The 25,592-nt window shown below is 61.0% G+C and carries 20 protein-coding genes and 1 pseudogene; 10 read left to right on the forward strand and 11 right to left on the reverse strand.

The window, feature by feature from the left end:
• Positions 1 to 10: 10 nt before the first annotated feature.
• The gene (locus RRX38_RS00740) at positions 11 to 664 is read right to left on the reverse strand and encodes a DUF1345 domain-containing protein (protein WP_315961097.1); all 654 of its coding nucleotides are present in this window, start codon (positions 662 to 664) and stop codon (positions 11 to 13) included.
• 174 nt (positions 665 to 838) lie between these two features.
• The gene (locus RRX38_RS00745; RefSeq protein WP_315961098.1) at positions 839 to 1,759 is read right to left on the reverse strand and encodes a carbon-nitrogen hydrolase family protein; all 921 of its coding nucleotides are present in this window, start codon (positions 1,757 to 1,759) and stop codon (positions 839 to 841) included.
• An 84-nt stretch (positions 1,760 to 1,843) separates the two neighbouring features.
• On the opposite strand from RRX38_RS00745, the gene RRX38_RS00750 reads away from it, so the two are divergent.
• Positions 1,844 to 2,755: a LysR family transcriptional regulator gene (locus RRX38_RS00750; RefSeq protein ID WP_315961099.1), complete on the forward strand. Its 912-nt coding sequence runs from the start codon at positions 1,844 to 1,846 to the stop codon at positions 2,753 to 2,755.
• A 4-nt stretch (positions 2,756 to 2,759) separates the two neighbouring features.
• Here the strand turns inward: RRX38_RS00750 and RRX38_RS00755 are convergent, their stop codons facing one another.
• A complete protein-coding gene (locus RRX38_RS00755; RefSeq protein ID WP_295477597.1) occupies positions 2,760 to 3,650 on the reverse strand; it encodes a LysR family transcriptional regulator in 891 nt (296 codons plus the stop codon).
• 147 nt (positions 3,651 to 3,797) lie between these two features.
• On the opposite strand from RRX38_RS00755, the gene RRX38_RS00760 reads away from it, so the two are divergent.
• The 4 genes from RRX38_RS00760 (at position 3,798) to RRX38_RS00775 (ending at position 9,000) form a co-directional block, all read left to right on the forward strand.
• On the forward strand, positions 3,798 to 4,874 hold the full coding sequence (locus RRX38_RS00760; protein WP_295477595.1) for a 4-oxalomesaconate tautomerase: 1,077 nt from the start codon (positions 3,798 to 3,800) through the stop codon (positions 4,872 to 4,874).
• A 57-nt stretch (positions 4,875 to 4,931) separates the two neighbouring features.
• Positions 4,932 to 6,239, forward strand: a complete 1,308-nt coding sequence (gene dctA / locus RRX38_RS00765; RefSeq protein WP_295477592.1) for a C4-dicarboxylate transporter DctA — start codon at positions 4,932 to 4,934, stop codon at positions 6,237 to 6,239.
• Positions 6,240 to 6,364: 125 nt separating this feature from the next.
• Positions 6,365 to 7,669: a citrate:proton symporter gene (locus RRX38_RS00770; protein WP_315961100.1), complete on the forward strand. Its 1,305-nt coding sequence runs from the start codon at positions 6,365 to 6,367 to the stop codon at positions 7,667 to 7,669.
• A 77-nt stretch (positions 7,670 to 7,746) separates the two neighbouring features.
• The gene (locus RRX38_RS00775; RefSeq protein ID WP_315961101.1) at positions 7,747 to 9,000 is read left to right on the forward strand and encodes an OprD family porin; all 1,254 of its coding nucleotides are present in this window, start codon (positions 7,747 to 7,749) and stop codon (positions 8,998 to 9,000) included.
• Between the two features lie 97 nt (positions 9,001 to 9,097).
• On the opposite strand, the gene RRX38_RS00780 is transcribed toward RRX38_RS00775, so the two are convergent.
• From RRX38_RS00780 to RRX38_RS00810, 7 genes are all read right to left on the reverse strand, one after another.
• Positions 9,098 to 9,763: a hypothetical protein gene (locus tag RRX38_RS00780; RefSeq protein WP_315961102.1), complete on the reverse strand. Its 666-nt coding sequence runs from the start codon at positions 9,761 to 9,763 to the stop codon at positions 9,098 to 9,100.
• A 481-nt stretch (positions 9,764 to 10,244) separates the two neighbouring features.
• A complete protein-coding gene (locus tag RRX38_RS00785; protein ID WP_315961103.1) occupies positions 10,245 to 10,946 on the reverse strand; it encodes a hypothetical protein in 702 nt (233 codons plus the stop codon).
• Between the two features lie 42 nt (positions 10,947 to 10,988).
• Entirely contained in the window at positions 10,989 to 11,603 is a 615-nt protein-coding gene (locus RRX38_RS00790) for a hypothetical protein (protein WP_315961104.1), read from the reverse strand.
• 137 nt (positions 11,604 to 11,740) lie between these two features.
• On the reverse strand, positions 11,741 to 12,409 hold the full coding sequence (locus RRX38_RS00795) for a hypothetical protein (protein ID WP_315961105.1): 669 nt from the start codon (positions 12,407 to 12,409) through the stop codon (positions 11,741 to 11,743).
• A 59-nt stretch (positions 12,410 to 12,468) separates the two neighbouring features.
• Positions 12,469 to 15,831 carry a T6SS effector BTH_I2691 family protein gene (locus RRX38_RS00800; protein ID WP_315961106.1) on the reverse strand — a complete coding sequence of 1,121 codons (3,363 nt, stop codon included), beginning with the start codon at positions 15,829 to 15,831 and terminating at the stop codon, positions 12,469 to 12,471.
• Positions 15,832 to 16,199: 368 nt separating this feature from the next.
• The gene (gudD, locus tag RRX38_RS00805) at positions 16,200 to 17,543 is read right to left on the reverse strand and encodes a glucarate dehydratase (protein ID WP_315961107.1); all 1,344 of its coding nucleotides are present in this window, start codon (positions 17,541 to 17,543) and stop codon (positions 16,200 to 16,202) included.
• 35 nt (positions 17,544 to 17,578) lie between these two features.
• Entirely contained in the window at positions 17,579 to 18,904 is a 1,326-nt protein-coding gene (locus tag RRX38_RS00810; protein WP_295477767.1) for an MFS transporter, read from the reverse strand.
• Between the two features lie 467 nt (positions 18,905 to 19,371).
• Between RRX38_RS00810 and RRX38_RS00815 the strand changes: the two genes are divergently transcribed.
• Positions 19,372 to 20,085, forward strand: a complete 714-nt coding sequence (locus RRX38_RS00815) for a FadR/GntR family transcriptional regulator (RefSeq protein WP_295477578.1) — start codon at positions 19,372 to 19,374, stop codon at positions 20,083 to 20,085.
• Between the two features lie 36 nt (positions 20,086 to 20,121).
• Here the strand turns inward: RRX38_RS00815 and RRX38_RS00820 are convergent, their stop codons facing one another.
• On the reverse strand, positions 20,122 to 21,273 hold the full coding sequence (locus RRX38_RS00820) for an alpha/beta hydrolase (protein WP_315961108.1): 1,152 nt from the start codon (positions 21,271 to 21,273) through the stop codon (positions 20,122 to 20,124).
• A 127-nt stretch (positions 21,274 to 21,400) separates the two neighbouring features.
• Here RRX38_RS00820 and RRX38_RS00825 point away from each other — a divergent pair, with 127 nt between their 5' ends.
• The 4 genes and pseudogenes from RRX38_RS00825 to RRX38_RS24895 all read left to right on the forward strand — a co-directional run bounded on the left by RRX38_RS00825 (position 21,401) and on the right by RRX38_RS24895 (position 25,509).
• Entirely contained in the window at positions 21,401 to 22,480 is a 1,080-nt protein-coding gene (locus RRX38_RS00825) for a CdaR family transcriptional regulator (protein WP_315961109.1), read from the forward strand.
• Positions 22,481 to 22,588: 108 nt separating this feature from the next.
• Positions 22,589 to 23,734 carry a glycerate kinase gene (locus RRX38_RS00830; RefSeq protein ID WP_295477572.1) on the forward strand — a complete coding sequence of 382 codons (1,146 nt, stop codon included), beginning with the start codon at positions 22,589 to 22,591 and terminating at the stop codon, positions 23,732 to 23,734.
• 164 nt (positions 23,735 to 23,898) lie between these two features.
• Positions 23,899 to 24,651: pseudogene (locus tag RRX38_RS24890) on the forward strand (MCP four helix bundle domain-containing protein); the annotation flags it as partial.
• An 18-nt stretch (positions 24,652 to 24,669) separates the two neighbouring features.
• Complete coding sequence (locus RRX38_RS24895; RefSeq protein WP_410524885.1) at positions 24,670 to 25,509, forward strand: methyl-accepting chemotaxis protein; 840 nt, start codon at positions 24,670 to 24,672, stop codon at positions 25,507 to 25,509.
• Positions 25,510 to 25,592: the final 83 nt, after the last annotated feature.

A 25,592-nucleotide genomic window follows, 5' to 3' on the forward strand; every position in this document is an offset into this window, starting at 1 on the left:
CCTGAAACGCTCAACCAAACAGCCCAGCGGCAAGATTGATGGTCAGGCCGAGGATTGCCGTGTTGAACACGAAGCCCAGCAGGCAGTGGGCAAGCACCACACGGCGCATGGCGCGGGTCATGACCCCGACGTCGGAGGTCTGCACTGCCACGTTCAGGGTGAAGGAGAAGTACAGGAAGTCCCAGTAGTCCGGGTGACGTTCACCATCGGGAAAATTCAGCGCCGGCTGCTCGCCACCACAGCTGTAGAACAGCCGCGCGTAGTGCAGGCTGAAGATCACGCCGGTGAGCAGCCAGGAGCCGGCGATGGTCAGGGCAGTAAAACCGTAGCGCAGGGCGGGGTTGGCCGGGTGGGCGTCGCTGTGATTGGCCAGCTCGACTACGATCGCCGCGACGCTGGCCAGCGCCCCCAGGCAGACCGTAAGTAATACCACCCCGGCGTTCTCGTCCTCCATGACCGCCACCCTCCTGACATCGGCGGCGCTGCTGCGCGCGGTGCGCGCGAGTATCAAGGCGAGAAACAGCCACACCGCCACGTTCCAGCCCACCAGGCCCTGCTGGATGGGGCTCAGCTGTGGGGCGACGACCACGGTAAGAAGGCCCGCCAGCAGGCCGACGGTGGCTGAGGCGGTGAGGCGCGGGTGGGTATGAACGACATGCGGCATGGCCGGATTCTCTGATGGCAGGCGCTCAATACAGCACAAATAGCTCGGCGCCGGTAGATCACGGCTCATGGGCGGAGGGTTGCAGCGGCTTCAGCGGCGAAGACGGCGACGTCTTCACTGCGTATGCAGCGGCTTTGCGCGATCTTCGCGGCTGAAGCCCTACATGCCCGGACTTCAGATGAATTTGACGCCTGGCCTGGCGCGCTCATCGACGCTCAATTCAAAGACGTCCGGTCGGGAATAGTGCCCGGTCACGTCGAAGTCGTATCGCACCCGGGCCAGCTCTGCGGTATCGATCTCGGCCACCAGCAGGCCGCGCTCGCCCACCAGCGGCCCGGCCAGCACCTCACCCAGCGGGCCGACGATCACGCTGCCGCCGTTGATCAATGGCCGCTCGGCCGGCCAGTTCTCCACCTCGGTGCCCAGTTGCTGCGGCGAGTCCTGCACCTGACAGGCGCTGACCACGAAGCAGCGCCCTTCGCAGGCGATATGGCGCATGCTGGCTTGCCACATGTCGCGCTCGTCGACAGTCGGCGCGCACCAGATCTCGACGCCCTTGGCGTACATGGCAGTGCGTAGCAGCGGCATGTAGTTCTCCCAGCAGATCGCCGTGCCCAGGCGCCCGGCGCTGCCTTCCACCACCGGCAGGGTCGAGCCGTCGCCCTGGGCCCAGATCAGCCGTTCGGTGCCGGTGGGCATCAACTTGCGGTGCTTGGCCACCAGACCATCCTGGGCCGTGAAGAACAGTGCGGTGCAGTACAGGCTATGGCCGCTGCGTTCGATCACACCGACCACCAGGTCGGCCCCAGTGCGCGCCGACAAGGCCGCCAGTTCGTCGGTTTCGGCGCCCGGCACGTCGATGGCGTTGGCGTGGTAGCGGGCGAAGGCTTCGCGACCTTCGGGCAGACGGTAGCCCAGCTGGGTGCCGAAGCGCTCGCCCTTGGGATAGCCGCCCAGCAGGGCCTCGGGCATCACCACCAGGCGTGCGCCGGCGTCGACGATGGCTTGTTCCCAGCTCAGGATCTGCGCCAGGGTTTCGGCCTTGCCGCCGGGCAAGGAACCGATCTGCAAGGCGGCAACGATGGATCTGGACATGACGACTCTCCGCAATGACAAGTGAATGGCGCCATTCTCAAACCTGCCGCGCTATGAATAAATACGCGCTCATTGCTAACTGATATGAGTGCCATGAATATCGAGTCTGTCGACCTCAACCTGCTCAAGGTCTTCGAAGCCCTGTTCGAAGAGGGCAGTGCCAGCCGCGCCGCCTTGCGCCTGGGGCTTACCCAATCGGCGGTTAGTGCGGCCTTGCGGCGCCTGCGCGAGGTGTATGGCGATACCTTGTTCGTGCGCACCGGGCGTGGCTTGGCGCCGACCTTGCAGGCCAACCAGCTGCGCCCGCTGATCGCCGAGGCGCTGGCGCGCTGTCGGCAGAGCCTGACGCTGCTGGATCCCCATCGGGCAGACTTCCAGGGCCGCAGCGTCAGCCTGGGGCTGTCGGATGATTTCGAGATCGCCCATGGACGGCGGCTGATTGCGGCGGTGCAGGCGTTGGCGCCCGGCTTGCGGCTGATCTTCCGCCAGACCCATAGCCAGATCGTCGCCACGGACCTGCTGGAGCGGCGTATCGATCTGGCGATCACCGTCGGTGGCTGCAATGCGCGGTTGCTCGGGCGCGAGGTGCTGGGGGAGGGCGGTTATGCCTGCCTGGTGGACCCTGCCAGCCTGCAGGCCGGGCAGCACGCACTGGACCTCGATGAGTTCGTGGCTCGTGAGCATCTGCTGGTATCGTCGGCGGGCTTCATCGGCATTGTTGATGAGGCGCTGGCCGCCCAGGGGCTGCGGCGCCGCGTGGCGGCTTCCACTACGCATTTCGCGGCACTGCCGTGGTTGTTGCGCGGCACCTCATGCGTTTCGACCATCCCGGCGCATGCCGCCGAGGCGATCGCCGCTGCCACCGGGCTGCGGGCACTGCCATGCCCGCTGGCGCTGCCGCGCTACCCGGTGGAACTGGGCTGGCGCACGGTAACCCCGGGGGACCCGGCGGTGGCGCGGGTGCGTGAAGCGATTGCTGCATGCCTGCAGCCCTGAAGCTTCATTGCGGCCACTTCTCCAGCAGCATGGCGACGAACTTCTCCGCTGCCGGCGACAGCGAAGCGCCACGTCGGTAGACCAGGCCCAGCGAGCGGTTCACCACCGGTTCTTCCAGCGGCACGCTGACCAGGGTCGGGTGGTCGGCGGCCGGCATCGCCAGGCTGGGCATCACCGACACACCCAGGCCGGCCTCCACCAGGCCCAGGGATGTAGACAGGTGTTGGACCTCGTAGAACCACTTGGGGCGCCAGCTAAGCCCGGCCAGGGCATGGTCGAGGATCATCCGGTTGCCGCTGAGCCGGCCTACACCGATCAATCGGTAGTCGCTCAGCTCCGACCAGGTCACCGAGGTGCGCCCGGCCAGTTCATGGTCACGGCGACAGGCGAGCACGAACGGCTCGTTGACCAGCGGCATGAAGTCGATGTCCGGGTGCTGGCCGCTCATCATGTTGATGCCGAAGTCGGCCTCGCCGCGCAGCACGGCCTCCAGCCCGTCATTGGCACTGAGGTCGAGCAGGCGGATGCGGATCTTCGGGTATTGCTCGTTGTACAGGCGAATCACCGACGGCAGGAAATAGAACGCCGCAGTGGGGATGCAGGCGAGGGTGACCTGGCCGGTTTGCCGTTCGGCCAGTTCGCGAATACTCAGAATCGAATCTTCCAGGTCGTCGAGCAGGCGCCTGGCCTTGGGCAGAAAATCGCGTCCCACACTGGTCAGGCTCACCCGGCGGGTGGTGCGTTCCAACAACGGGGTGCCCAAGCCTTCTTCCAGCTTCTTGATGCGTCGAGTCAGGGCAGGTTGGGAGACATGCAATACGTCCGCAGCTTCGTGGAAGCTGCCCAGTTCGGCGATTTTCACGAAAGATCTTATATCTTGTAGCTCATATTCCACGATGATGCTCCGTTGCGCGTTGCATTGTTATTGATAATTCGTGCGCAATAATGGCTACGATCTTTGCATTGGATTGATTTTTCAACTGCTGGCACTCTTGCCCCTAGAACATCAATAACACCGATTGATTAACAAGAGTCAGCAGTCATGCAACCAATTCCCTGCGTGCTCATGCGCGGCGGTACCTCCAAGGGACCGTTCTTTCTTGCCAAGGACCTGCCTTCCCAGCCAGAAGAGCGCGATGAGATGCTGATCAGTCTCATGGGTTCCGGCCATGAACTTGAGATCGATGGCATCGGCGGCGGCAGTCCGCAAACCAGCAAGGTTGCCATCATCAGCCCCTCCACGCATCCAGAAGCCGATGTCGATTACCTCTTCGTGCAGGTGATGGTCAACGAGCGTCGTGTCGATACAGCCCCCAACTGCGGCAACATGCTCTGCGCCGTCGGCCCGTTCGCGGTCGAACAGGGCCTGGTCACGGCCGATGACGGCAAGACCCTGGTGCGCATTCGCAACGTCAACACCGGTACCTTGGTGAATTCGCTGGTCGACACGCCCAACGGCGTCGTCAACTACGAAGGCACGGCCTCGGTCGATGGCGTTCCTGGTACTTCTGCACCGGTGCACCTGACTTTCCTCGATGCGGTCGGCAGCAAGACCGGCAAACTTTTCCCCACCGGCAAGGTGCGTGACGTCTTCGATGGTATCGAAGTGACCTGCATCGACATGGCCATGCCCATGATGCTCGTGGAAGCCGAGAAACTTGGCAAGACCGGCGGCGAAACCCCGGCCGAGCTGGACGCCGACACCGAGTTGCTCAAGCGCCTGGAAAACCTGCGCCTGCAGGCCGGCCTGGCAATGGGCCTGGGCGATGTCAGCGAGAAAGTGATTCCCAAACCCGTATTGATTTCTCGTCCTCGGCACGGCGGCACGCTGCAGGTGCGATACTTCATGCCACACAACTGTCACCGCTCACTGGCGATCACCGGGTCCATCGGCCTGGCTACCGCCTGTGTCAGTGCCGGCAGCGTGGCCGCCGAGCTGCTCGGCGAGTCGGCCCTGGCGCTGAGCCAGGTTCGATTGGAGCACCCTAGTGGGGGTATCGATGTGGCCTTGAGCCGCAGCGGCCCGGAGGGCACTTTGCAGGCATCGGTGGTGCGCACCGCCCGGCGTCTGTTTTCAGGATTCGTCTACGTTCCAACCCCGCAACGGCTGGCCGGCTGACCCGGTTCGTCCGTTGACCCAGCGCATCCGCACAATTTCAACAATGGGTGATGCCTCATGAGACTCATCAAATCGCTGTACTTCCAGATCATCTGCGCCGTCATCCTCGGCGTACTGGTCGGTCACTTCTGGGCGCAACAGGCCGTTGCGCTGAAACCCCTGGGCGACGCATTCATCAAGCTGATCAAGATGATGATTGCACCCGTGGTGTTCTGCACCATCGTCACCGGCATTGCCGGCATGACCGACAAGAGCACCCTCGGGCGTCTGATGAGCAAGACGCTCCTGCTGTTCCTGGTGCTGACGGTGATCAGCCTGGCGATCGGCCTGGCCGCCGTGTACGTGTTCAAGCCCGGCGTGGGCATGAACATCGACCCGGCAACCCTGAGTACCGCCGGCCTGGCGCAGTACACCGCTTCGGCGGCCAAGCTGAGCGTGGTCGACTTCTTCATGCACATCATCCCGGACACCTTCATCGGTGCCTTCAACAAGGGTGAAGTGCTGCCGGTGCTGTTCATCGCCGTACTCAGCGGCTTCGCCCTGTCGGCGCTGGGCGAGAAGGGCCGTCCAGTACTGACCGTGCTGGAATCAGCTTCGCAGATGGTGTTCAAGATCTTCGGCTACCTGATGCGCTTTGCGCCGGTCGGTGCTTTCGGTGCCCTGGCCTTCACCGTGGGCCAGTACGGGATCACCTCCCTGGGCTCGCTGGCCAAGCTGATCATGACCCTGTATGTCGCCTGTGCCTTCTTCGTCTTCGTGGTGCTTGGTGGCCTGTGCCGCATCTACGGCTTCAGCCTGTGGAAGCTGCTGCGCTACTTCCGTGAAGAGTTCCTGGTCGTGCTGGGTACCTCGTCCACCGAGCCGGTGCTGCCGCGCATGCTGGAAAAACTCCAGGGCCTGGGTTGCAAGAAAGGCGTCGTTGGCCTGGTGCTGCCGACCGGCTACTCGTTCAACCTGGACGGCACCGCCATCTACCTGTCGCTGGCCGCCATCTTCATCGCCCAGGCCTGCAACATCGACCTGACCGTCGGCCAGACCCTGACCATGCTGGCAATCATGCTGCTGTCGTCCAAGGGCGCGGCAGGCGTCACCGGCAGCGGTTTCGTGGCCCTGGCTTCGACCCTGACCGTGATCCATGACATTCCGCTGGCCGGCCTGGCCCTGCTGATCGGTATCGACCGCTTCATGTCCGAAGCGCGTGCGCTGACCAGCCTGGCGAGCAACGCTGTCGCCACCGTCGCCATCGCCCTCTCCGAAGGCGCCTGCGACCGCGAAACCCTGCAGCGTGCGCTCGATGGCAAGCCGGCAGCGCCGGTCGATGTACCGCAGCAATGGGTCACCGACAAGCCCCAGCAAATCAGCTGATACCTCGCTTCACCCCCAAAGGACTTCATGCAGTATCTCGCCTGGCGCCTCACGGCGCCGGGCGGGCAGGGAGGCCGTGTCTCTGAACATTGGCCGCGCCGACATAACAACAAGAGAAAAACAACATGCTCGCATTACTTGGCCTGGCCATGGTCGTGGTATTCACCTACCTGATCATGAGCAAGCGTCTCTCTCCGATCGTCGCTCTCACTGTGGTCCCTATCGTCTTCGCCATCATCGGCGGCTTTGCGCCGACCACCGGCAAGATGATGCTCGACGGCCTGAAAATGGTCGCTCCCTCGGCAGTGCTGCTGCTGTTCGCCATTCTGTTCTTCGGCCTGATGATCGACGCTGGCCTGTTCGACCCGCTGATCCGCAAGATCCTCAAGCGCGTCAAGGGCGACCCGATGCGCATTGCCATCGGCACCGCGCTGCTGTCGCTGCTGGTAGCCCTGGACGGTGACGGCACCACCACCTACATGATCACCTGCGCCGCGATGTTGCCGCTGTACAAGCGCATCGGCATGAACCCGATGATCCTGGCGACCATCTCCATGCTGTCGCTGAGCATCATGAGCGGCATGAGCCCCTGGGGTGGTCCGGCCACGCGCGCCATCGCGGCGCTGGGCCTGGACGCCACCGAGTACTTCATTCCGATGCTGCCGACCATGATCGGTGGTGCGGCCTGGGTGGTGTTCACCGCTTTCCTGCTGGGCCGCGCCGAGCGCAAGCGCATCGGCATCATCCAGCTGGAGTCTGGCGGCACCAAGTGCTACATCGAGGAAATCCTCGAGAACACCCCCTACAAGCGTCCGCGCCTGGCCTACGTCAACCTGGTGCTGGTGATCATCGTGATGACCGCCCTGGTGCTGGGCGTGATGCACGCCGCGATTTTGTTCATGATCGGCTTTGTCGCGGCGCTGATGATCAACTACCCCAAGCTGGAAGAGCAGAAGGAGCGCATCCTGTCGCACTCCGGCAACGCCATGACCGTGGTGCTGCTGGTGTTCGCCGCCGGTATCTTCGCCGGCATCTTCTCCGGCACCAAGATGGTCGACGCCATGGCCCAGACGCTGGTGGCCTGGATTCCTGATGCCTGGGGTCACTGGTTCCCGCTGGTGGTCGCATTGACCAGCATGCCGATGACCTTCGTGCTGTCCAACGACGCCTACTACTTCGGCGTGGTACCGATTCTTGCCAACGCAGCCGCCGCCTACGGCATCTCGCCGCTGGAAATCGCCCGCGCCTCGGTACTTGGCCAGCCGGTTCACCTGATGAGCCCGTTGGTGGCCTCGACCCTGCTGCTGGTGGGCATGGTCGACCGCGACATCGGTGACTTTCAGAAAGCCACCGTCAAATGGGCGGTGCTGACCTCGCTGGTAATCACCGTGCTGGCACTGCTGACCGGCGCCATCTCGTTCTTCGCCTGAGGGCGAACCTGGGCCGCCGGGGGGAGCTGGCGGCCCAATCCCCACCCTGCATAACAATAAAGAAGAGTACCTGGATCATGACCAAAGTCATTACCCGTGCGGCTGCCTGCGGCCTGCTGTTTGCCAGCCTGCCGGATGCCGGCGCCGCCGGTTTCATCGAAGACAGCAAACTCAAGCTGCAACTGCGCAACGTTTATTTCAACGAGAACTTCCGCGACGAGCAGGGCCTCAGCGCCCGTGCCGCAGCCACGGCCAAAAGCGAGCGTACCGAATGGGCGCAGGGCTTCCTGCTCGACTATCAGTCCGGCTTCACTCAGGGCACGGTAGGGTTCGGCCTCGATGCCATGGGCCTGCTGGGCGTGAAGCTGGATTCCGGCCGTGGCCGCAGCGGCACGGGTTTGCTGCCAGTGCACGATGATGGTCGCGCCGCCGACGAATTCTCCAGCTTCGGCGCCACGGCCAAGGCGCGGTTCGCCAAGACCACGCTCAAATACGGCACCCTGCTGCCGAAGAACCCGGTACTGGTCTACAACGACGCGCGCCTGCTGCCGCAGACCTACGAGGGCACACAGATTGTCAGTAACGACATCGAGGGGCTGACCCTGACCGGTGGCTTGCTCGATCGCCAGAAATTGCGCGACTCTTCCGACAGCAACGGCGTCACCCCGGATGGCTACAGCGGCGGCGAGTCGGGTGACTTCCGTTACTTCGGCGGCGAATACAAGCTCACCAAGTCGCTGCGCCTGAGCTACTTCAACGGTGAGTTGGAAAACTTCTACCAACAGCATTTCTTCGGCGTGCAGCACGACCTGCCGTTGGCCGGCGGCGTACTGACCAGCGACCTGCGGGTATTCGACAGCCGTGATGTCGGCCATGCCTGGAAGGGCCAGATCGACAACCGCATGTACAGCGGCCAGTTGGCTTACAGCCATTCCGGGCACACCGTCGGTGCCGGTTACCAGAAACTCAGCGGCGATGCCGGCCTGCCGTTCGTCAACGGCGCTACCGTTTATTCGTTCAGTAACGTGGGGATTGGCAAGTTCATCCAGGAAGACGAGAAAACCTGGATGGTCAGCTACGCCTACGACTTCGGCACCCTCGGCGTGAAGGGCCTGAACTTTTCCACTCGCTACCTGAGCGGTGACAACGGCAAGTCCGGCGCTGCTGGTCAAGCCGAGTGGGAGCGCGATATGGAACTGGCCTACGTGATACCCGATGGCTCGTTCAAGGGCCTGGGCGTGAAGCTGCGCAACTACGTGTACCGCTCCGACTTCTCCCGCGGCCGCGACAGCAACCGTATCTACTTCACCTACGACATCGCCCTCTGGTAATACCTCCTTCCACGCGCGGGGCCTGCAAGGCCCCGCCGTGCCTCAGCGCCAAGGCCTGATCAATACCGCCCTGAGCCGGGCGGTACTCCTTAGACCCCTAGCCCCACCAGATACCTTCTCTGTACTGCACCGTGGGCGGCAGTACCGTGCGCAGAAAGGCGAGGTATTGCTCGAATAGCTCTTTATTGGGGAGGCGGGCTACGAAACCGCATTGTTCTTCATCGACGTGGACGGCGATGATGAGGAAATAACGGTCGATGGTGACGTGCTGATAGTTGTGCCAAGGGAGGCTGGTTTCGTGTACAGCGGGTGGGGGCTCCCAGCTCAACAGTCGTAAGGCAGCGATGATTACCATCGCCACAGGGCCGAGAAGCACGGCAGAGCCAAGGAAAACGGCTAACCCCAGCAATGCGACAATGACGATCAGCGCCATCCCTTTCACAAAGTCTTCCATATAGCGGGGGACGCATAGCTGATAATTGACCTCAGCGCGTTCGAGATGAATGCGGTAGTGAAAATGTGATTTTCTGAAGGCACCTACTAAAAGAAGAGCTAGCATGCCTATTGATAGGCTCACTGTCATCATCCAGTCGTTCAGGTCTTCGCTTAAATACCAGACTAAAATGCCTACTGGCAAAAAGGACGCCAGCATGAAGAGTGGCAAGGTCCAAAAGCAACTTCGTGGAAGTTTTATTCTTTTTGCGGACCAGCTCAGCTTTGCAGACGACGCGCGGTCGGGAAGGAGGTTTTTTGGGGAGGCCATTATCTTGCTGTTGTGTCGATTAACTATTACAAAGTCGTGTTTTTATGAAAAAGGAGTTTAGCAAAGCACAATCAGGTTGCTTTTTTCGGTCGTTCGCGCTGCGTTACCAGTAATGGGTTCTCCTCTGACTCATTAGTCTCATTTGCGTATGGCTGGAGTTTTAATTGAAATAGATATCCGGTAACTCCAGCGCCACCTGATCGGCCAGCGACAGCCCGCTCATGTCCGATGCGCTCGTGCAGGGAAAGTGTTCACGCCGGTCGCTGCGACCCGAGCGGAGATGAGTGAGGGCTGGGGAAGAAGCTTCGCCGTGGTGGGCTTGGGCATGGAAAGGCTCCGCAGACCGTCTGGATTGTTCAACAAAGGCTTGGGTAAACATTAGCTATTAACGTGCCAGATACGGTCTGCGGCGGGGGAACAGGTCAGAGACTGTTTTCTTGGATTCAGAGTCTGGTTGGGGAAATTCACCCTTTCTTCCGGTCTACCCCCACCAGATACCTTCCCGGTACTGCGCGGAGGGCGGCAGTACCGTGCGCAGAAAGGCCAGGTATTGCTCGAATAGCTCTTTATTGGGGAGGCGGGCTTCGAAACCGCATTGTTCTTCATCGACGTGGACGGCGATGATGAGGAAATAACGGTCGATGGTGACGTAGTTGTACTCGTGCCACGGCAGGCTGGTTTCGTATTCTGTGGGAGGCGGCTCCCAGCTACTCAGTCGCAAAGCCGTTAGGATCAGACCCCCTGCGCCTAGAATAAATATTATTGATTCCGTATAAGCGGCGACTGCAAGCAGTACAAGAAGTCCGGCGGCGGCAACGCATTTATATACTAAGCCTTCGTGCTTGAAGTAACGAGGGCGGTAATCTAGCTCTCCCTTTTCGGGGTGAATTCTGTAGTTGAAGTCGGTGCGCTTTAATGCGTCTGACAGAATGCAAAGGCAGGTGAGAATTGCTCCAGATATAAAGATGGCGTAAGTGATGAAAAAGTCCGTGTACAGATCTCGAAAAATAATGATGGTGAGTACCGGCCATATGGTTAGCCCAATTGGCCAGATCCAGATTGACGCGCGAGGAAGGTTTATTCTCTTCACGGACCAACTGTAAAGAGCCGGGGGTGTGGTCGGTAAAGCCTGAACTTCATGAGATACTTCGAATGCGTCCGGCGTTGGCTTGTCTAAGATCATTGTTCCTGGGGCCTTTAATTTATGACGGGTGGGCGCTCGACTTCAGCCCCACCAGATGCCTTCCCGGTACTGCGCGGAGGGCGGCAGTACCGTGCGCAGAAAGGCCAGGTATTGCTCGAATAGTTCTTTACTGGGGAGGCGGGCGTCGAAACCAATATCTTCTTCGTCGGTTTGAAGGGCGATGATTCGGAATACTCTGTCGATGGTGACGTAGCGATATTCCTCCCAAGGCAGCGTGATGACGTGCTCGGTAGGTGGCGGCGGGGGTAACCGGGTCGCACGCAACGCGGCGTAGATCATGAAAACGACGGGGCCGATCAAGAAGAGCACCGATCCTATAACAGATGCTACAGCAAGCAGAAGAATGATCAGAATAGCGGCGATGACATTAAAAACCGTGCCTAGATGCTTGTAGTAGTGGCGGCGAATATCCATTTCTGCTTGGTGCCTGTATATCCGATAGTCGAAAACGGAGCGGCGCAAGGCTTCAGCGAGCCAACAGCAACCCGCTGCGAGAGATGGGATAAGAATCAAATATAACTCAGAAGGATCCTCTAATATTTCTTTCCAGGATACTGCCGCGAGCAATGCTGGAAATGCCATTACGATAAAGGGGGCGATACAAATGGCTCCTCTTGGGAGGTTGATTCTTTTCACTGACCAACTCTGGAGTGTCGGAAGATCGCTCTGTGACGCCTGAGCTTCTCGGGGTGATTCGATTACGTCAGGGTTTGGCTTGCGTGCAACCATCGATGTTCGGAGTCCTTCGATTCATGACAAAGAAGCGGCCGGCGTCAGCCCCACCAGATACGTTCTTGGTATTGCGTGGTGGGGGGCAGTACCGTGCGCAGAAAGGCCAGGTATTGCTCGAATAGTTCTTTATTGGGGAGGCGGGCTTCGAAACCGCATTGTTCTTCATCGACGTGGACGGCGATGATGAGGAAATAACGGTCGATGGTGACGTGGTTGTACTCGTGCCACGGCAGGCTGGTTTCGTATTCTGTGGGAGGCGGCTCCCAGCTACTCAGTCGCAAAGCCGTTAGGATCAGACCCCCTGCGCCTAGAATAAATATTATTGATTCCGTATAAGCGGCGACTGCAAGCAGTACAAGAAGTCCGGCGGCGGCAACGCATTTATATACTAAGCCTTCGTGCTTGAAGTAACGAGGGCGGTAATCCAGCTCTCCCTTTTCAGGGTGAATTTTGTAGTTGAAGTCGGTGCGCTTTAATGCGTCTGACAGAATGCCAAGGCTGGTGAGAATTGCTCCAGATATAAAGATGGCGTAAGTGATGAAAAAGTCTGTGTACAGATCTCGAAAAATAAAGATTGTGAATGCCGGCCATATGGTGAACGCAATTGGCCAGATCCAGATTAATGCACGAGGAAGGTTTATTCTCCTCACAGACCAGTTGAGTGTCGGTGTGTTTTGATCGGTTTTAGCAAGGGTGGGTGGATTGTTCATGTGGTTAAATAGCTTTTTAATCCGTAGCATGAAAGTGGTTTAGGGGCTTTCTTAAGTTGTCAGTCTCTAAGCATGATGAAGCTGTTCTTGGGGCGTTTTAGATTCCTGATGAGCCAGTTTTCAACTGTTGAGTCGTCCTCAGAAATTTCACCCGTGTTGCTCAGTTTTATCCGAAAGCGATAGCCCATATCACTCATCGACGGCATGAGGACTTCTGTGGGATACCAGATCTGGAATTCTAAAAAGGTAGCTGACTCGGGCAGCGGTACCCACGTCTGCCAGATAGCTGGAGTATTCTTTTCAATTTTCTGAGGTGTGGCGACGGCAGGCTCTGCCTGCAATACCCCCCATTTCGATAAGGGTAAGCACTGACCGTCCTCGATAAACGTGTTCCTCAAACACTCATCCCAGTCAGGACTGATTTTCGCTCCGCTGATGATGTCGATAACTATTTGTTGGTCGCGTAGATTGGCGGGAAAAAGTACTTGTATAAACGCACCTGTATGAAGCGCTTGGCTGGCATTTAGTTCGCCGTGAGCGGTATGGTAATTAGCTTGGGATTTGACCAATATCTGTGGGCAGAGCAGCGCTTCCTTGAAGGCGCGTATTTCTTCGATATGATCAGAGAAATTTTTCCCAAAGCGATTTTTTTCTGTATAGGACCAATAGCATCTTCTCAACCAAGCGCTAATGTGGTCCTGCTTAAGGGCGTTGATTAGGGTGCTGGCGGTAAGATAGATAACACCGCCGATAAGCGCTATCAGAGCAGCCCTTCCGCCGAGCACTGATATAGCAGCACCCATGGCAAACTTGGCTGAAGCCAATGCTGCTATCTGCTGCGCAATAACTACGCCGCCCATGATGAATACACCTAGCCCTTTTACCAACATTAAATTTCGCTCTCTAGGGTTTTTGGCTGCGTTGATATCATCATGGATTTCTGCAAGCTCAAGAGCTGCAGCTCCCGCCCCAGCTGATCCCATCAGAAAAAGTCGAGTTCGAAAACTCGTTACTGTGCTGGCCCAGCCGAAATTGCCTCTCTTTTTCCAATATGCTGCTGACTGATTCAAAATAGAGGTGGTTTTATCGCCGATCTTCGTCGGAGGTGTATTTCGAATGGTTTCCCAAGAGGCGGCTACGTAAATGCCCAGCCAAAGGTTCAGGGTGTAGCCTAAGTTGTAGCCGATTTTTATCAGGTCTTTCTGATTAATCGTGCCATCCTTTCTGACGTCATTCCAAACTACGATGACATTGATAAGATTAATGAGCACCACAATCGAGGCGAACCTTCCGCTGAGGTTCTGGCGAGCGGCCCACTCCCTGCTTTGTAGAGCCCACCTTTCTAGGTGCTGTCCTGAAGACCAGCTGAGATTGATGATTTCCCGGCGAAATCGGTCTATGTAGTGCTGGCCTTGGTAATCCAGCAGCAAGGGCATGTTCACACCATGACTGCGCAGTTGAGCTGTCTGAGCGCGAATTTGTTGCCCCAGATTGTGGCGCTCTTGGCGGTTAACAGTGTAGTGCCAGCGATTCTTCAAATCTTGCAACTGCTGAGTTAGCAAGCGTTGCTGATTTTTCCAGTTCTTGAGCTTGGCGGCGATCTCTGGGTCGATGGCTAAAGGCTTGCTCTTAGGGGCCAGAGTCTGGTTCAGGAGCAAGTGACGAAGCAGCGCGCTAACGGTTTTCGTATCGTGCAGGGAACGGCTTCCCAGAAGGGCGAGGCTCGTCTGCAGCATCCCCTGCATCAGTTGGCCAGTGGCGCGTTCGCCGAGAGCTACCATGGCTTCCAGGGTCTTGCGTGGAATATCTTTCAGTGCTTTTACCCAGGGAACATGGGCGAAGTCCGGGTGATTGAAGGCACTGTTGAACTCTCCCGCGCGAGTGGCCAAGCTGGTCAGGTCGCCGAAGCCTTGCAGTAATCGGTTGGCCTCGGAGTTCAGGGCGGCCTTGATGGCTGGGGAAAAGCCGTAGTTGTGCAGGCCGAACAGTGTAGTGGTCTGATGTTCCTGGTCCTCCAGCCACTTTCGGGTTTCTTTGTCCTGGGCGAAGATCACCTGCATCTCTTCGAAAATACCCGTCAGATGCATTAGCGTCTTGGGGGTGAGTGTATCGATGAACAGCGCCATGGGCTCGATGCCAACATGAATCAGCCATCGCTCAACATCGTTACGCGTGTCCTTGATGCGCTGCAGCAATCGTTCTTGCATAGGAAGCTGCTCCAGCAGGTAGTAGCGTGCTGCCTTCAGGTCTACTTCCTTGCGCCAGTTCTTGCGCCTGAGCCACTCTTTAACGTCGGCGTCATCGGGTGTTTTGCCGTAGCGGTTGAAGAGTTGGGCTTTTTGATCATCAGCGATTCTGTGTCCGTTCGTCCTGTAGCCTGATCCTCTGTTTTGGTTGGCTTCCTCACGTGTATGGTCGGCTTCCCTTTTTGCCAGATACGCCTCGGCATCGCGCAGATACTCATGGGTCAGGCGCAGATCCCCCTTGGCTTTCTCCGGTAGCTTGTCTCCTTCAACGCCCGGATCTGCCCCGCACAGTTCGGTCACATAACCGGCAATGGTGATCCGGTGTGCATGTTCGGTTTCCCAGACCTGGTATTCGGCGATTTCGGCGGCCATTTGCGCCGCCAGGTCGCGGGCCACGGCCAGTGGGTCGTCCAGTGCGATGAGCAGCGCGCTGTCCTTGTCGGGCACGCTGCCCAGCCAATGCACGTCGGCTCCGAGGGGGACCCAGCTCGGTGTGTCGGGCTCTTCCGGTGTCGGCGGCGGTTCGCTGCTGGGCAGCGAGGTGTCGTCGAAACGCTGGTCTTCATGGACACTGCCGGCATCGATATCGGCCACCACACGGGCCAGTTCGCGCAAGGGCCGCGTGTGCGGTTCGTTCAGGGTCTGGCAGTAGCTGGCCAGGTCCAGGCGTTTCATCCAGACCGTGCGACTGCCGGTGTGCGAGCGCATGTGTTCGCACAGGCGCCAGGTCCACTGCACCGGGGCATAGGCGATGTGCAGCACATGCCGGCGCGGGTAGAGCAGGAAGGGTCTGGCTTCGCCGGCGCCGTTGCGTTCATCGAGGCCAAGGTGGGCCTGGGTCCAGACGATGCGTGCCAGGCTCGCGTCGTGGGCCGAGTAGGTGTACTCGTGAAAAGTGCCGGCGGTTTCGTCGAATACGTAGACAAAACCGTCGGCCAGTTGCCGAAGCGTGTACTGGCGGCTTTGCAGAAGCGGCAGGCTGGCCCAGCGACCCTCTCTGGGCAAGGGTTTCAGGGCGCTTGGATTGGCGTCGTAACGCGAGCGGTCCAGTGCATAGCGCATGGGCACGATGGCGATGTCCGGGCCTTTGAACGGGCAAAGGCTGGTGCCGCTGGCCGGGGTCTTGTCGAATTCGGTGGCGAGGCGCTGGCGGCGCGTGCCGTGTTTTTCGGTCATGGCTGATGTTCCTGGGTCTGACGGCGGCAGCCGACGAGGGATGAGCGCCTGAACCAAGATTCGTGCCGTTGAGTAATTTCTCTTCTATTTCAGTTGGTTAGTTTGACTTTTGCGGCGCGGCGGCCTTCCTGGTGGCCGCGGACCGAGCAAACCGTTGCGCATCGCCGTGCAATGGCTTGCGCGGGCACCGGAGGTTGCAGCCGCCAAGGGGAGAGGTGCGACGAGGACGGTATTTTGCGCGAAGGTGACTGCGCAGATCCTGCGCATCATGGTTGATGGCTGGCAGCGCGGAGAGAATGAAAAAACGGCGCGCAAGGGGGCTGCGCGCCGGTGGCCCATCAGGGCGAGGGGTACCGCTTGAAGAGGGCTTAGCGCACCAGGCACGGCTGCTTGTTGTTGAAGCTCCAGCCGGGAATCAGGAACTGCATGGCCACGGCATCGTCACGGGCGTTCAGGCCCATGCTCTTGTACAGCTCGTGGGCCTTGTTCAACTGGTCCATGTCCAGCTCCACGCCCAGGCCCGGCTTGTTCGGCACCGCGACCTTGCCGTCGACGATCCTGAACGGTTCCTTGGTCAGACGCTGGCCGTCCTGCCAGATCCAGTGGGTGTCCAGGGCGGTGATCTCGCCGGGGGCGGCGGCGCCGACATGGGTGAACATGGCCAGGGAAATGTCGAAGTGGTTGTTGGAATGCGAACCCCAGGTCAGGCCCCACTCGTTGCACATTTGCGCCACCCGCACCGAGCCCTGCATGGTCCAGAAGTGCGGGTCGGCCAACGGGATGTCCACCGACTGCAGCTGAATGGCGTGGCCCATCTGCCGCCAGTCGGTGGCGATCATGTTGGTGGCGGTGCGCAGGCCGGTGGCGCGGCGGAACTCGGCCATCACCTCGCGGCCGGAATAACCGTTCTCGGCGCCGCAGGGGTCTTCGGCATAGGCCAGTACGTTGTGCTGGTCGCGGCACAGGCGAATGGCTTCCTTCAATGACCAGGCGCCGTTGGGGTCGAGGGTGATGCGCGCATCGGGAAAGCGCTCGGCCAGGGCGGTGACCGCTTCGATCTCTTCGTCGCCGCGCAGCACGCCGCCCTTGAGCTTGAAGTCCTTGAAGCCGTAGCGGGCATGGGCGGCCTCGGCGAGGCGCACCACGGCCTCTGGGGTCAGGGCCTTTTCATGGCGCACGCGGAACCAGTCGTTTTCCGCATCCGGCTCGCGGCGGTAGGGCAGGTTGGTCTGGTCCTGGTCGCCCACGTAGAACAGGTAGCCGAGCATCTCCACGGCATCGCGCTGCTGGCCTTCGCCGAGCAGAGCTGCCACCGGCACCTCCAGGTGCTGGCCAAGCAGGTCGAGCAGGGCGGCTTCCAGGGCGGTGACCGCATGAATGGTGATGCGCAGGTCGAAGGTTTGCAGGCCGCGGCCGCCGGCGTCGCGTTCGGCAAAGGCCTTGCGCACGTCGTTGAGAATCTTCTGGTAGGTGCCGATGCCGTTGCCGACCACCAGGGTGCGGGCGTCTTCCAGGGTTTGGCGGATCGCTTCGCCCCCGGGGACTTCTCCCACGCCGGTGTGTCCGGCGCTGTCCTTGAGGATCAGGATGTTGCGGGTGAAGTAGGGGCCATGCGCGCCGCTGAGGTTGAGCAGCATGTCGTCATGGCCGGCTACGGGCACTACTTGCAGGCTGGTGATGACGGGGGTGCTGCCGGAAGTCTGAATGGTCATGTTCGGTTCCTTTGTTCTTGTCAGCGTTCAGCGGCTCAGTGGCTGGGTGAGGTCTTGATGTCGGCCACCGGCGTGGCGCCTGGCTTGGGTGTGTTGCGTGCCGCGAAGACGATGACCGCGGCGAAGATCGAGGTGAAGGTCAGGCCATAAAGGCCGCCCTGGATGGAGCCGGTGTGCTGTTCCAGGAAACCGAAGGTGGTGGGTGCAACGAAACCACCGAGGTTGCCCACCGAGTTGATCAGGGCGATGACCGCCGCGGCGATGCGGGCGTCCAGGTAGGCCTGGGGGATTGGCCAGAACAGCGAAGAGGCGGACTTGAAGCCCAGCGCCGCGAAGCAGATGGCCACGAAGGCGAAGATCGGCCCGCCGGTGGTGGACATGAACATGCCGGCCGCAGCCACCAGCAGTGCGGCGGCGACCCAGGCCTGCTGGCGCTTCCATTTGCCGGCCAGGCTGGCGAAGGCGTACATGCCGATGATCGACAGCAGCCACGGAATGGAGTTGAACATGCCGACTTCGAAATCGCTCAGGCTACCCATCTTCTTGATGATGCTCGGCAGCCAGAAGGTCGCGGCGTAGATGGTCAGCTGGATCAGGAAATAGATCAGGCAGAACAGCAGGATCTGGCTGTCCTTGAGCAGTTGCCCCAGTGAAGGCTTGATCGGCGTGGCGGCTTCACGGGCCTGTTGCTCGGCGTCGATGGCGGCGACCAGGGCGTCCTGTTCGGCGCGGCTCAGCCATTTGGCGTCATGCGGCTTGGAGTCCAGCCAGAACCACACGAAGAAGCACAACACCACCGAGAACATGCCTTCGATGAAGTACATCCATTGCCAGCCCTTCATGCCCAGGCCGCTGATCTGCAGCAGCAGGCCGGACAGCGGGCCGGAGATCAGCGAGGCGATGGCCGAGCCGCTGAGGAAGATGGCGATGGCCTTGCCGCGCTCCACGCCAGGCAGCCAGCGCGTGAAGTAGTAGATCACCCCAGGAAAGAAGCCCGCTTCGGCGACACCCAGCAGAAAGCGCAGGATGTAGAAGTGGGTTTCGTTCTGGATGAAGGCCATGCAGGCGGCCACGATGCCCCAGGTCAGCATGATGCGGGTCAGCCAGACGCGAGCGCCGACTTTCTGCAGGAGGATATTGGAAGGGACTTCGAACAGCGCATAGCCGATGAAGAACAGGCCGGCGCCCAGGCCGTAGGCGGCAGCGCCGATGCCCAGGTCGGTTTCCATGTGCGAACGTACGAAGCCGATGTTCACCCGATCGATGTAGTTGACGATGAACATGATGACGAATAGCGGCAGGACGTGACGCTTGACCTTGGAAATGGCCGACTGCAGGGTCGGGTCCAGGGTGCTGTTCATCCCGGGGGTGGATGTACTCACTGGGTTTTCTCCCACTCGTTGTTTTTATGCGGGTCATGGGCGAGTCGATGCTCGCCTTGTTGGTCATCATACAAGTAAAGGTTATTGCTGCAAGAGGGAAGTGCAGGGGAAGTGCGCGCAAAAGCGCATGGGTGTGGTTTTTAAAATAGTGTTTTTTGCTGATTTTAAGCGCTAAAACCCGCGTATATTCGGATTTTTAAGGGTTTTATGAGGTGTTGTAAAAAGCCTTTGAGATGCGCTTTTTATCGGCCGAGCGGTGACGGGTGAAAAGATTGATGAGGTAGCTTGTCTAACAAGTTAGACGAGTCAGACCGGACATGTGCAGGCCTTCGAATGACGCTGCGATGCTATGATGCGGCGCATCCTCGTTGGCCGGGCCGGTGTGAAAGCCTTTTTCGCCGGGCAGGTCACCGAGAAAAAATACAACTTCCAGCCGGAACGCCTGCATGCAAGAAACGCCCGCTGCCGCACCCAAGCGCCGCTCCCACAGCCTGGCCACCGACCTGGTGACGGAACTCAGCCAGCGCATCCTGCTGGGCAAGATCGCACCGGGGCAAAAGCTGCCTTCGGAAAACGAGATCGTTCGCGAATATGGGGTCAGCCGCACCGTAGTGCGTGAGGCCATCTCCAAGCTGCAGGCCTCCGGGCTGGTGGTCACCCATCATGGCAAGGGCACCTTCGTGCTGCCGCGTGAGGACCAGACCGGGCTGCGCCTGAAGGTCGAGACCGCGTCACGGGTGCGCGACATCATCGAACTGCGCATTGGCCTGGAAACCCAGGCCGTGGCCCTGGCTGCGCTGCGCCGTACCGACGAGCAGCTGGCGGCGATGCGCCAGGCGCTGGATGACTACCAGGACCTGCTGGCCAAGGACGACAGCTGCGTAGAGGCCGACAAGCGCTTTCACATGCTCATCGCCGAAGCCACCGGCAACCCGTATTTCCTGGAAATCATGCAGCACCTGGGCAGTGCAATGATCCCGCGTACGCGTATCGCCAACAGCGAGCGCGCTGGCAGCAATCTCGTCCCACACGGCTATCTGGCCAACCTCGAACATGAAGCGCTGCTCAGTGCCATCCGCCGCAAGGACCCCGATGCTGCACGGGCGGCGATGTGGACTCACCTGAGCAACAGCCGCGAACGCCTGGTGCCTCTGGAATAGCCGCCAGCGAGCGGTTTCGATTGCCTCGGGCCTCGGTCACTGCGCGTCTGCCGCCAGAACCTCCAGCATCACTTGCGTCTGCCATGGGTAATAGGGGTTGAAGGTCAGCCGGGCGTGGACCTTGCCCGGCTCGCGATAACCCCAGTCTGAATACCACACCGGCTCACCCGCCAGGCAGCGGGCCATGTCCTGTGGCGTCTGGCCGTTCCAGCAGATTCGCTGGCTGCCTTGCGGGCCGTACAGCGGGTTTTCCGGCGAGAACAGCAGGCCCATGTGGGAAAACTGGCTGATCCGCAGCTGTGGCAGGTGATCGTCACGCACCAGCACCCTTGGGCTGCGTGCCGCCGGTGCCGGGTCGCTGCCGTACCACAGCAGGCGGCTGGCCGGGTGGCTGAAGCGCTGGTTGAAGGTATCGAGCACAAAGGCGGTGTCCAACACCGAGTCGTGTTCGGTGATCGCCACGAACACCGGTTTGTTGTACGGCGCCTGTTCCAGGCGCTGGCGCGCCAGCAGGCTGCTGCGATGGAACTGCGCGAAGCCATTGGTGGGCACATTGAGGTAGCGCACTGGCGTTTGCATCGGTCGCCCGTTTTCATGAGGCTTGGCCAGCCACGGGCGTGCCCAGCTGATCCACGGGGTCAGCCACACGTATTCGCTGTCGGACCGAAACGCCGGGGAAAACAGCACAAGTCCGGCGATTTCTTCATGCTCGTAGGCGTAGTCCAGCACCAGGTTGGCGCCAGTGGAGAAACCGCCGAGATAGATGCGTGGCACCTCGCGGGTCAGCTGCGCGGCCTGTTCGCGTACCACTTGCTGCCATTGTTCGAGGGGCACTTCGAGCATGTCCTCGGGGCGGGTGCCATGGCCTGGCAGCAACACGCTACGCACCAGATAACCCTGGTCGGCGAGGCTCTGGCCAATGTCATGGAACGACCACGGCGAATCACCCAGGCCATGCACCAGCAGGATGCCGCCCCGCAGGGTGCCCGTCGGGCGCCACTGCTGCGGGGCATTCCAGGCCAGCTCCGTGGCGTGGTCGGGGGTCTGGAAGTCGCGCGTGTCGCGTAGCAACTGCAGGGTGGTCTGGCGATAGCGTTCAAAGGCCGTGTCGGACGAGGGCTCGTCGGCCTGGCTGACGCAAGCTTGCAGGGGTAGGGCGCACAACAGGGTCAGGAAGCGGCGGATCAACGGCGTGCACCTTGAGGGCGGGAAGGGCGAAGCATGCACTGTGCCACGGCCTTAGCCCCGGGCTCCAGTTTCAGGCACACTGCCGGCTTCGATAAATTCAACAAAACCCATTCGTCGGGAGTCTGCCATGTTCGCCCTCGATCGCGCCCTGGCCCAGGATATCGTCGACCGTGCCATGGCGATCCTGCCACACAACGTCAATGTCATGGACTATCTGGGCATCATCATCGGCAGTGGTGATGCGCAGCGCCTGAGCAGTTGCCATGCCGGTGCCCAGCAGGTGCTGGCGACCCGGCAAGTGGTGGAGATTGACGCCGGCGCCGCCAGCCGCCTGGGCGGCGTCAAACCGGGCGTCAACTTGCCGCTGATGCTCGACCATCAACTGGTGGGGGTGCTGGGCATCACTGGCGATCCGGAGCAGGTGCGGGTCTATGGCGAGCTGGTGAAGATGACCGCCGAAATGCTCATGGAACAGCGCCGCCAGCAGGCCGATCTGCAATGGCGCCAGCAGCGCAGCGACGAACTGCTGGCGCGTCTGCTGTGGGGCGACTGTCCCGACAGCCTGGCCGAAGAAGCGCGGCAGCTGGGTCTGCAACCGCAGCTGCCGCGTCAGGCGCTGCTGCTGCAGGCCAGCGAACCGCTGAGCATGGAGCACCCGCTGATCGCCCGGTTGCGTGCACGCTGTCCCGACAGCTGGTGCATCCTGCGTGGGCCCGACCTGGTGTTCTGGTGCCGGCCCAGCCAGCGTGGCCTGGCAGACCTGCAGTGGCTGGAGCAGGGCTGGCCGCTGCTGCGCATCGGCGTGGCGGAACCGGCGCAGGACCTGGCCGAGCTGCGCCAGTGTTGTGCGGCGCTGCGCGACCTGATCGATTACGCGGCCCAGCGCTGCCCGGCACAGCGCCTGCTGTCGCTGCACGAGCTGCGCCTGCCGGTGCTGTTCTGGCGTCACCGCGATGACTGGCTGGCCCGTGACATCGCCGCACCGATGAGGCCCCTGCACGAACATCCACAGCTGCTGGAAACCCTCGACCGCTGGCTGCAGCACAGTGGCGAAAGCCAGGTCTGCGCCGAAGCCCTGGGCATTCATCGCAACAGCCTGCGTTACCGCCTGGAAAAGATCGCCGAACTCACAGGATGCGATCCCTACCGCACCGCCGACCTGCTGCAGCTTTATCTTGGGCGCCAGGTGCAGGGAATGTGCAAATGAGCGGCATTGTGCAAATGAACGGCACCTGACGGTGATGGTTGTGCGCCAGCCCGGCGTAAAGCCAGGTTGCCGATGCGAAGATGCGGGCACAAGAACAGGAGTTGCCTCATGAACATCGTCATTGCCCCCGACTCTTTCAAGGACAGCCTCAGCGCCCAGGCCGTCGCCCAGGCGATCGCCAGCGGCCTGCAAGAGGTCTGGCCCGACGCCGAGCTGCGCATCTGCCCCATGGCCGACGGCGGTGAAGGCACCATCGAATCCGTCCTCGAGGCCTGCCACGGCCAACTGCGCCAGGCGCGTGTGTCCGGGCCGCTGGGGCAACCGGTAGAGGCGCACTGGGGCTGGCTGGCTGACAACCGTACGGCAATCATCGAGATGGCCACCGCCAGTGGCTTGCAACTGCTGGAGACGGTACAGCGTGACGCGCGAGTGACCACCACCTATGGCACCGGCGAGCTGATTGCCCAGGCCCTGGATGCCGGAGCAAGGCGAGTGATTCTGGCGATTGGCGGCAGTGCCACCAACGACGCTGGCAGCGGCATGCTGACGGCGCTCGGTGCGCGTTTCCTCGATGCCTGCGACGAGCCCCTGCCACCCGGCGGATTGGCCCTGGCGCAACTGGCGCGTGTGGACCTGACCGGGCTTGATCCGCGACTGGCCGAGGTGCGCTTTGAAATTGCCGCCGACGTCGACAATCCGCTGTGTGGTCCGCAAGGCGCCTCACACATTTTCGGCCCGCAAAAGGGCGCCACACCCGAGCAGGTGCTGGCGCTGGATGCCGCGCTGGGACATTTCGCCGATCACTGCGCGGCCGTGCTGGAGCGTGACCTGCGTGACAGCCCCGGCAGCGGTGCGGCCGGTGGCATGGGTTTCGCGGCCAAGGCTTTCCTGGGCGCCAGCTTTCGGGCGGGTGTCGAGGTGGTCGCCGAGTTGACCGGCCTGGAGCGCGCGCTGCAGGGGGCCGACCTGGTCATCACCGGTGAGGGTCGTTTCGATGCCCAGACCCTGCGAGGCAAGACGCCGCTGGGCGTGGCGCGATTCGCGGGTCGCCAAGGCGTCCCCGTGGTGGTACTGGCCGGTACGCTGGGCGAGGGCTATGAACAGTTGTATCAACAGGGCATCAGCGCGGCCTTCGCCCTGGTCGATGGGCCGATGACGCTGGAGCATGCCTGCCGATACGCCGCCGGCTTGTTGCATGATCGGGCGCGCGATCTGGCCATGTTCTGGCAGTTGGCCGCTCAGCGACGCCGCTGACGGGGTTTCTGGCGTCTGCCCGGCGAGCCGACGGGGAGATCGATCGGATGGCATTTGCGACTCAAGATGTATGACGAGAGGCCGATAAGCCGGTGATGTCGTCTGACGACTGCGCGCCGTTTCCTCTCTCATAACAAAGAGTCGTAGCCATGAACCTACGCAATATGACCATCGCCCGCCGTGCGGGCTTGGGTTTTGCCCTCATTTCTCTGCTTGTTGCATTGCTAGGCTGGTTCGCACTGGTACAGATGCACACCATTCGCCAGAGTGAAGTGGCGGTGGAAACCAACTGGGTACCCAGCATGCGAGTGGTCGCTGACATCCGCGAAATCATGCTGCGCATCCGCACTATCTCGCTGCGCATGGCCCTGGACCCGGATCCTGCCAACGTCGGCACCTACAAAGGCCAGATGGACACCCGCCTGAAAGACCTGGACGGCAAGATGCAGGTGCTCGACAAGTTCGTCGACACCCCGGAAGAAAAGACCCTGGCCGACCAGTTCCGCACCACGCTGGCGCAGTACCGTGATGGCCTGGCGCGCTCCTTCGATCTGGCCGCGCAGAAGGACATGGCTGGCCTGAACAAGCTGTTGCTGGTGGACATGAAGACCATCGTCGACGGTTCGGGCAAGCAACTGGCCGACCTGAGCGATTTCTATAACAAGCAGATCGATGCCGAAGGCATGGCGGCCGAAGCGCAATACGACAATTCCAGCCATGTGGTGCTGATATTCGTGGTCATCGCCGCCCTGGCCACCATCGGCCTGGCGCTGTGGTTGACGCGCAGCATCGTGCGCCCGCTGGAAAGCGCCGTGCGGGCGGCAGAGCATGTGGCCGAGGGCGACCTGACGCGTACCATTCACGTCGAGGGCGAAGACGAAGTGACCCGTCTGCAGCGCGCCTTGCAGCAGATGCAGAACAACCTGCGCTCGGCCATGACCCACATCAGCAGCTCGGCCACCCAGCTGGCCTCGGCGGCCACCGAGCTGAACTCGGTGACCGAAGACAGCTATCGCGGTTTGCACCAGCAGAATGCCGAGATCGACCAGGCGGCCACGGCGGTCAACGAAATGACCTCGGCGGTGGAAGAGGTGGCGCGCAATGCCGTGTCGACTTCCGATGCCTCCAACCACTCCAGCGCCTCGGCCAAGGCCGGGCAGCAGCGGGTGATGGACACGGTGCAGTCGATCCAGTCGCTGACCGACAACGTGCAGAGCACCGCCACCCTGGTGCAGAACCTCGCCGATCAGTCGCAGGACATTGGCAAGGTCCTGGATGTGATCCGCGCCATCGCCGAGCAGACCAACCTGCTGGCCCTCAACGCGGCCATCGAAGCGGCGCGCGCGGGCGAGTCTGGCCGTGGCTTCGCGGTAGTGGCCGACGAAGTGCGTGCCCTGGCGCATCGCACCCAGCAGTCGACCCTGGAGATCGATGCCATGGTCAGTGCCATGCGCAACGGCTCGGCCCAGGCCTTGACCTCCATGCTCGCCAGCCGCGAGCAGGCCGGGTCGACGCTGCAGATGGCCCAGGGCGCCGGTGAGTCGCTCAGTGAAATCACCCAGTCGATCAACCAGATCTCCGAACGCAACCTGGTGATCGCCAGTGCGGCGGAAGAGCAGGCGCAGGTGGCGCGAGAAGTGGACCGCAACATCGTCAACATCCGCGACCTGTCGATGCAGTCGACCCAGGGCGCCAATCAGATCAGCGCCTCGAGCAACGAGCTGTCGCGCCTGGCCGGCGACCTCAGCCAGGTGGTGGCGCGCTTCAAAGTGTAACGCCCGTCGTGACATTTCTGGCCCTTGCTGCCGACCGGCCAGCGCGCGCATGATGCGCTCGGTCGGTCAGGCATCCTTCCCGC

It is taken from the genome of Pseudomonas sp. DTU_2021_1001937_2_SI_NGA_ILE_001, assembly GCF_032463525.1.
In the GTDB taxonomy this organism is placed as follows: domain Bacteria; phylum Pseudomonadota; class Gammaproteobacteria; order Pseudomonadales; family Pseudomonadaceae; genus Aquipseudomonas.

What these genes read in the sequence shown, in the direction of transcription:
- RRX38_RS00745 (WP_315961098.1), bottom strand. Translation starts at nt 1,759, where the DNA reads ATGTCCAGATCCATCGTTGCCGCCTTGCAGATCGGTTCCTTGCCCGGC.
- RRX38_RS24895 (WP_410524885.1), top strand. Translation starts at nt 24,670, where the DNA reads ATGACCCACATCAGCAGCTCGGCCACCCAGCTGGCCTCGGCGGCCACC.
- RRX38_RS00770 (WP_315961100.1), top strand. Translation starts at nt 6,365, where the DNA reads ATGCTCGCATTACTTGGCCTGGCCATGGTCGTGGTATTCACCTACCTG.
- RRX38_RS00750 (WP_315961099.1), top strand. Translation starts at nt 1,844, where the DNA reads ATGAGTGCCATGAATATCGAGTCTGTCGACCTCAACCTGCTCAAGGTC.
- RRX38_RS00830 (WP_295477572.1), top strand. Translation starts at nt 22,589, where the DNA reads ATGAACATCGTCATTGCCCCCGACTCTTTCAAGGACAGCCTCAGCGCC.
- RRX38_RS00810 (WP_295477767.1), bottom strand. Translation starts at nt 18,904, where the DNA reads ATGAACAGCACCCTGGACCCGACCCTGCAGTCGGCCATTTCCAAGGTC.
- RRX38_RS00775 (WP_315961101.1), top strand. Translation starts at nt 7,747, where the DNA reads ATGACCAAAGTCATTACCCGTGCGGCTGCCTGCGGCCTGCTGTTTGCC.
- dctA (WP_295477592.1), top strand. Translation starts at nt 4,932, where the DNA reads ATGAGACTCATCAAATCGCTGTACTTCCAGATCATCTGCGCCGTCATC.
- RRX38_RS00800 (WP_315961106.1), bottom strand. Translation starts at nt 15,831, where the DNA reads ATGACCGAAAAACACGGCACGCGCCGCCAGCGCCTCGCCACCGAATTC.
- RRX38_RS00760 (WP_295477595.1), top strand. Translation starts at nt 3,798, where the DNA reads ATGCAACCAATTCCCTGCGTGCTCATGCGCGGCGGTACCTCCAAGGGA.
- RRX38_RS00780 (WP_315961102.1), bottom strand. Translation starts at nt 9,763, where the DNA reads ATGGCCTCCCCAAAAAACCTCCTTCCCGACCGCGCGTCGTCTGCAAAG.
- RRX38_RS00815 (WP_295477578.1), top strand. Translation starts at nt 19,372, where the DNA reads ATGCAAGAAACGCCCGCTGCCGCACCCAAGCGCCGCTCCCACAGCCTG.
- gudD (WP_315961107.1), bottom strand. Translation starts at nt 17,543, where the DNA reads ATGACCATTCAGACTTCCGGCAGCACCCCCGTCATCACCAGCCTGCAA.
- RRX38_RS00740 (WP_315961097.1), bottom strand. Translation starts at nt 664, where the DNA reads ATGCCGCATGTCGTTCATACCCACCCGCGCCTCACCGCCTCAGCCACC.
- RRX38_RS00795 (WP_315961105.1), bottom strand. Translation starts at nt 12,409, where the DNA reads ATGAACAATCCACCCACCCTTGCTAAAACCGATCAAAACACACCGACA.
- RRX38_RS00825 (WP_315961109.1), top strand. Translation starts at nt 21,401, where the DNA reads ATGTTCGCCCTCGATCGCGCCCTGGCCCAGGATATCGTCGACCGTGCC.
- RRX38_RS00785 (WP_315961103.1), bottom strand. Translation starts at nt 10,946, where the DNA reads ATGATCTTAGACAAGCCAACGCCGGACGCATTCGAAGTATCTCATGAA.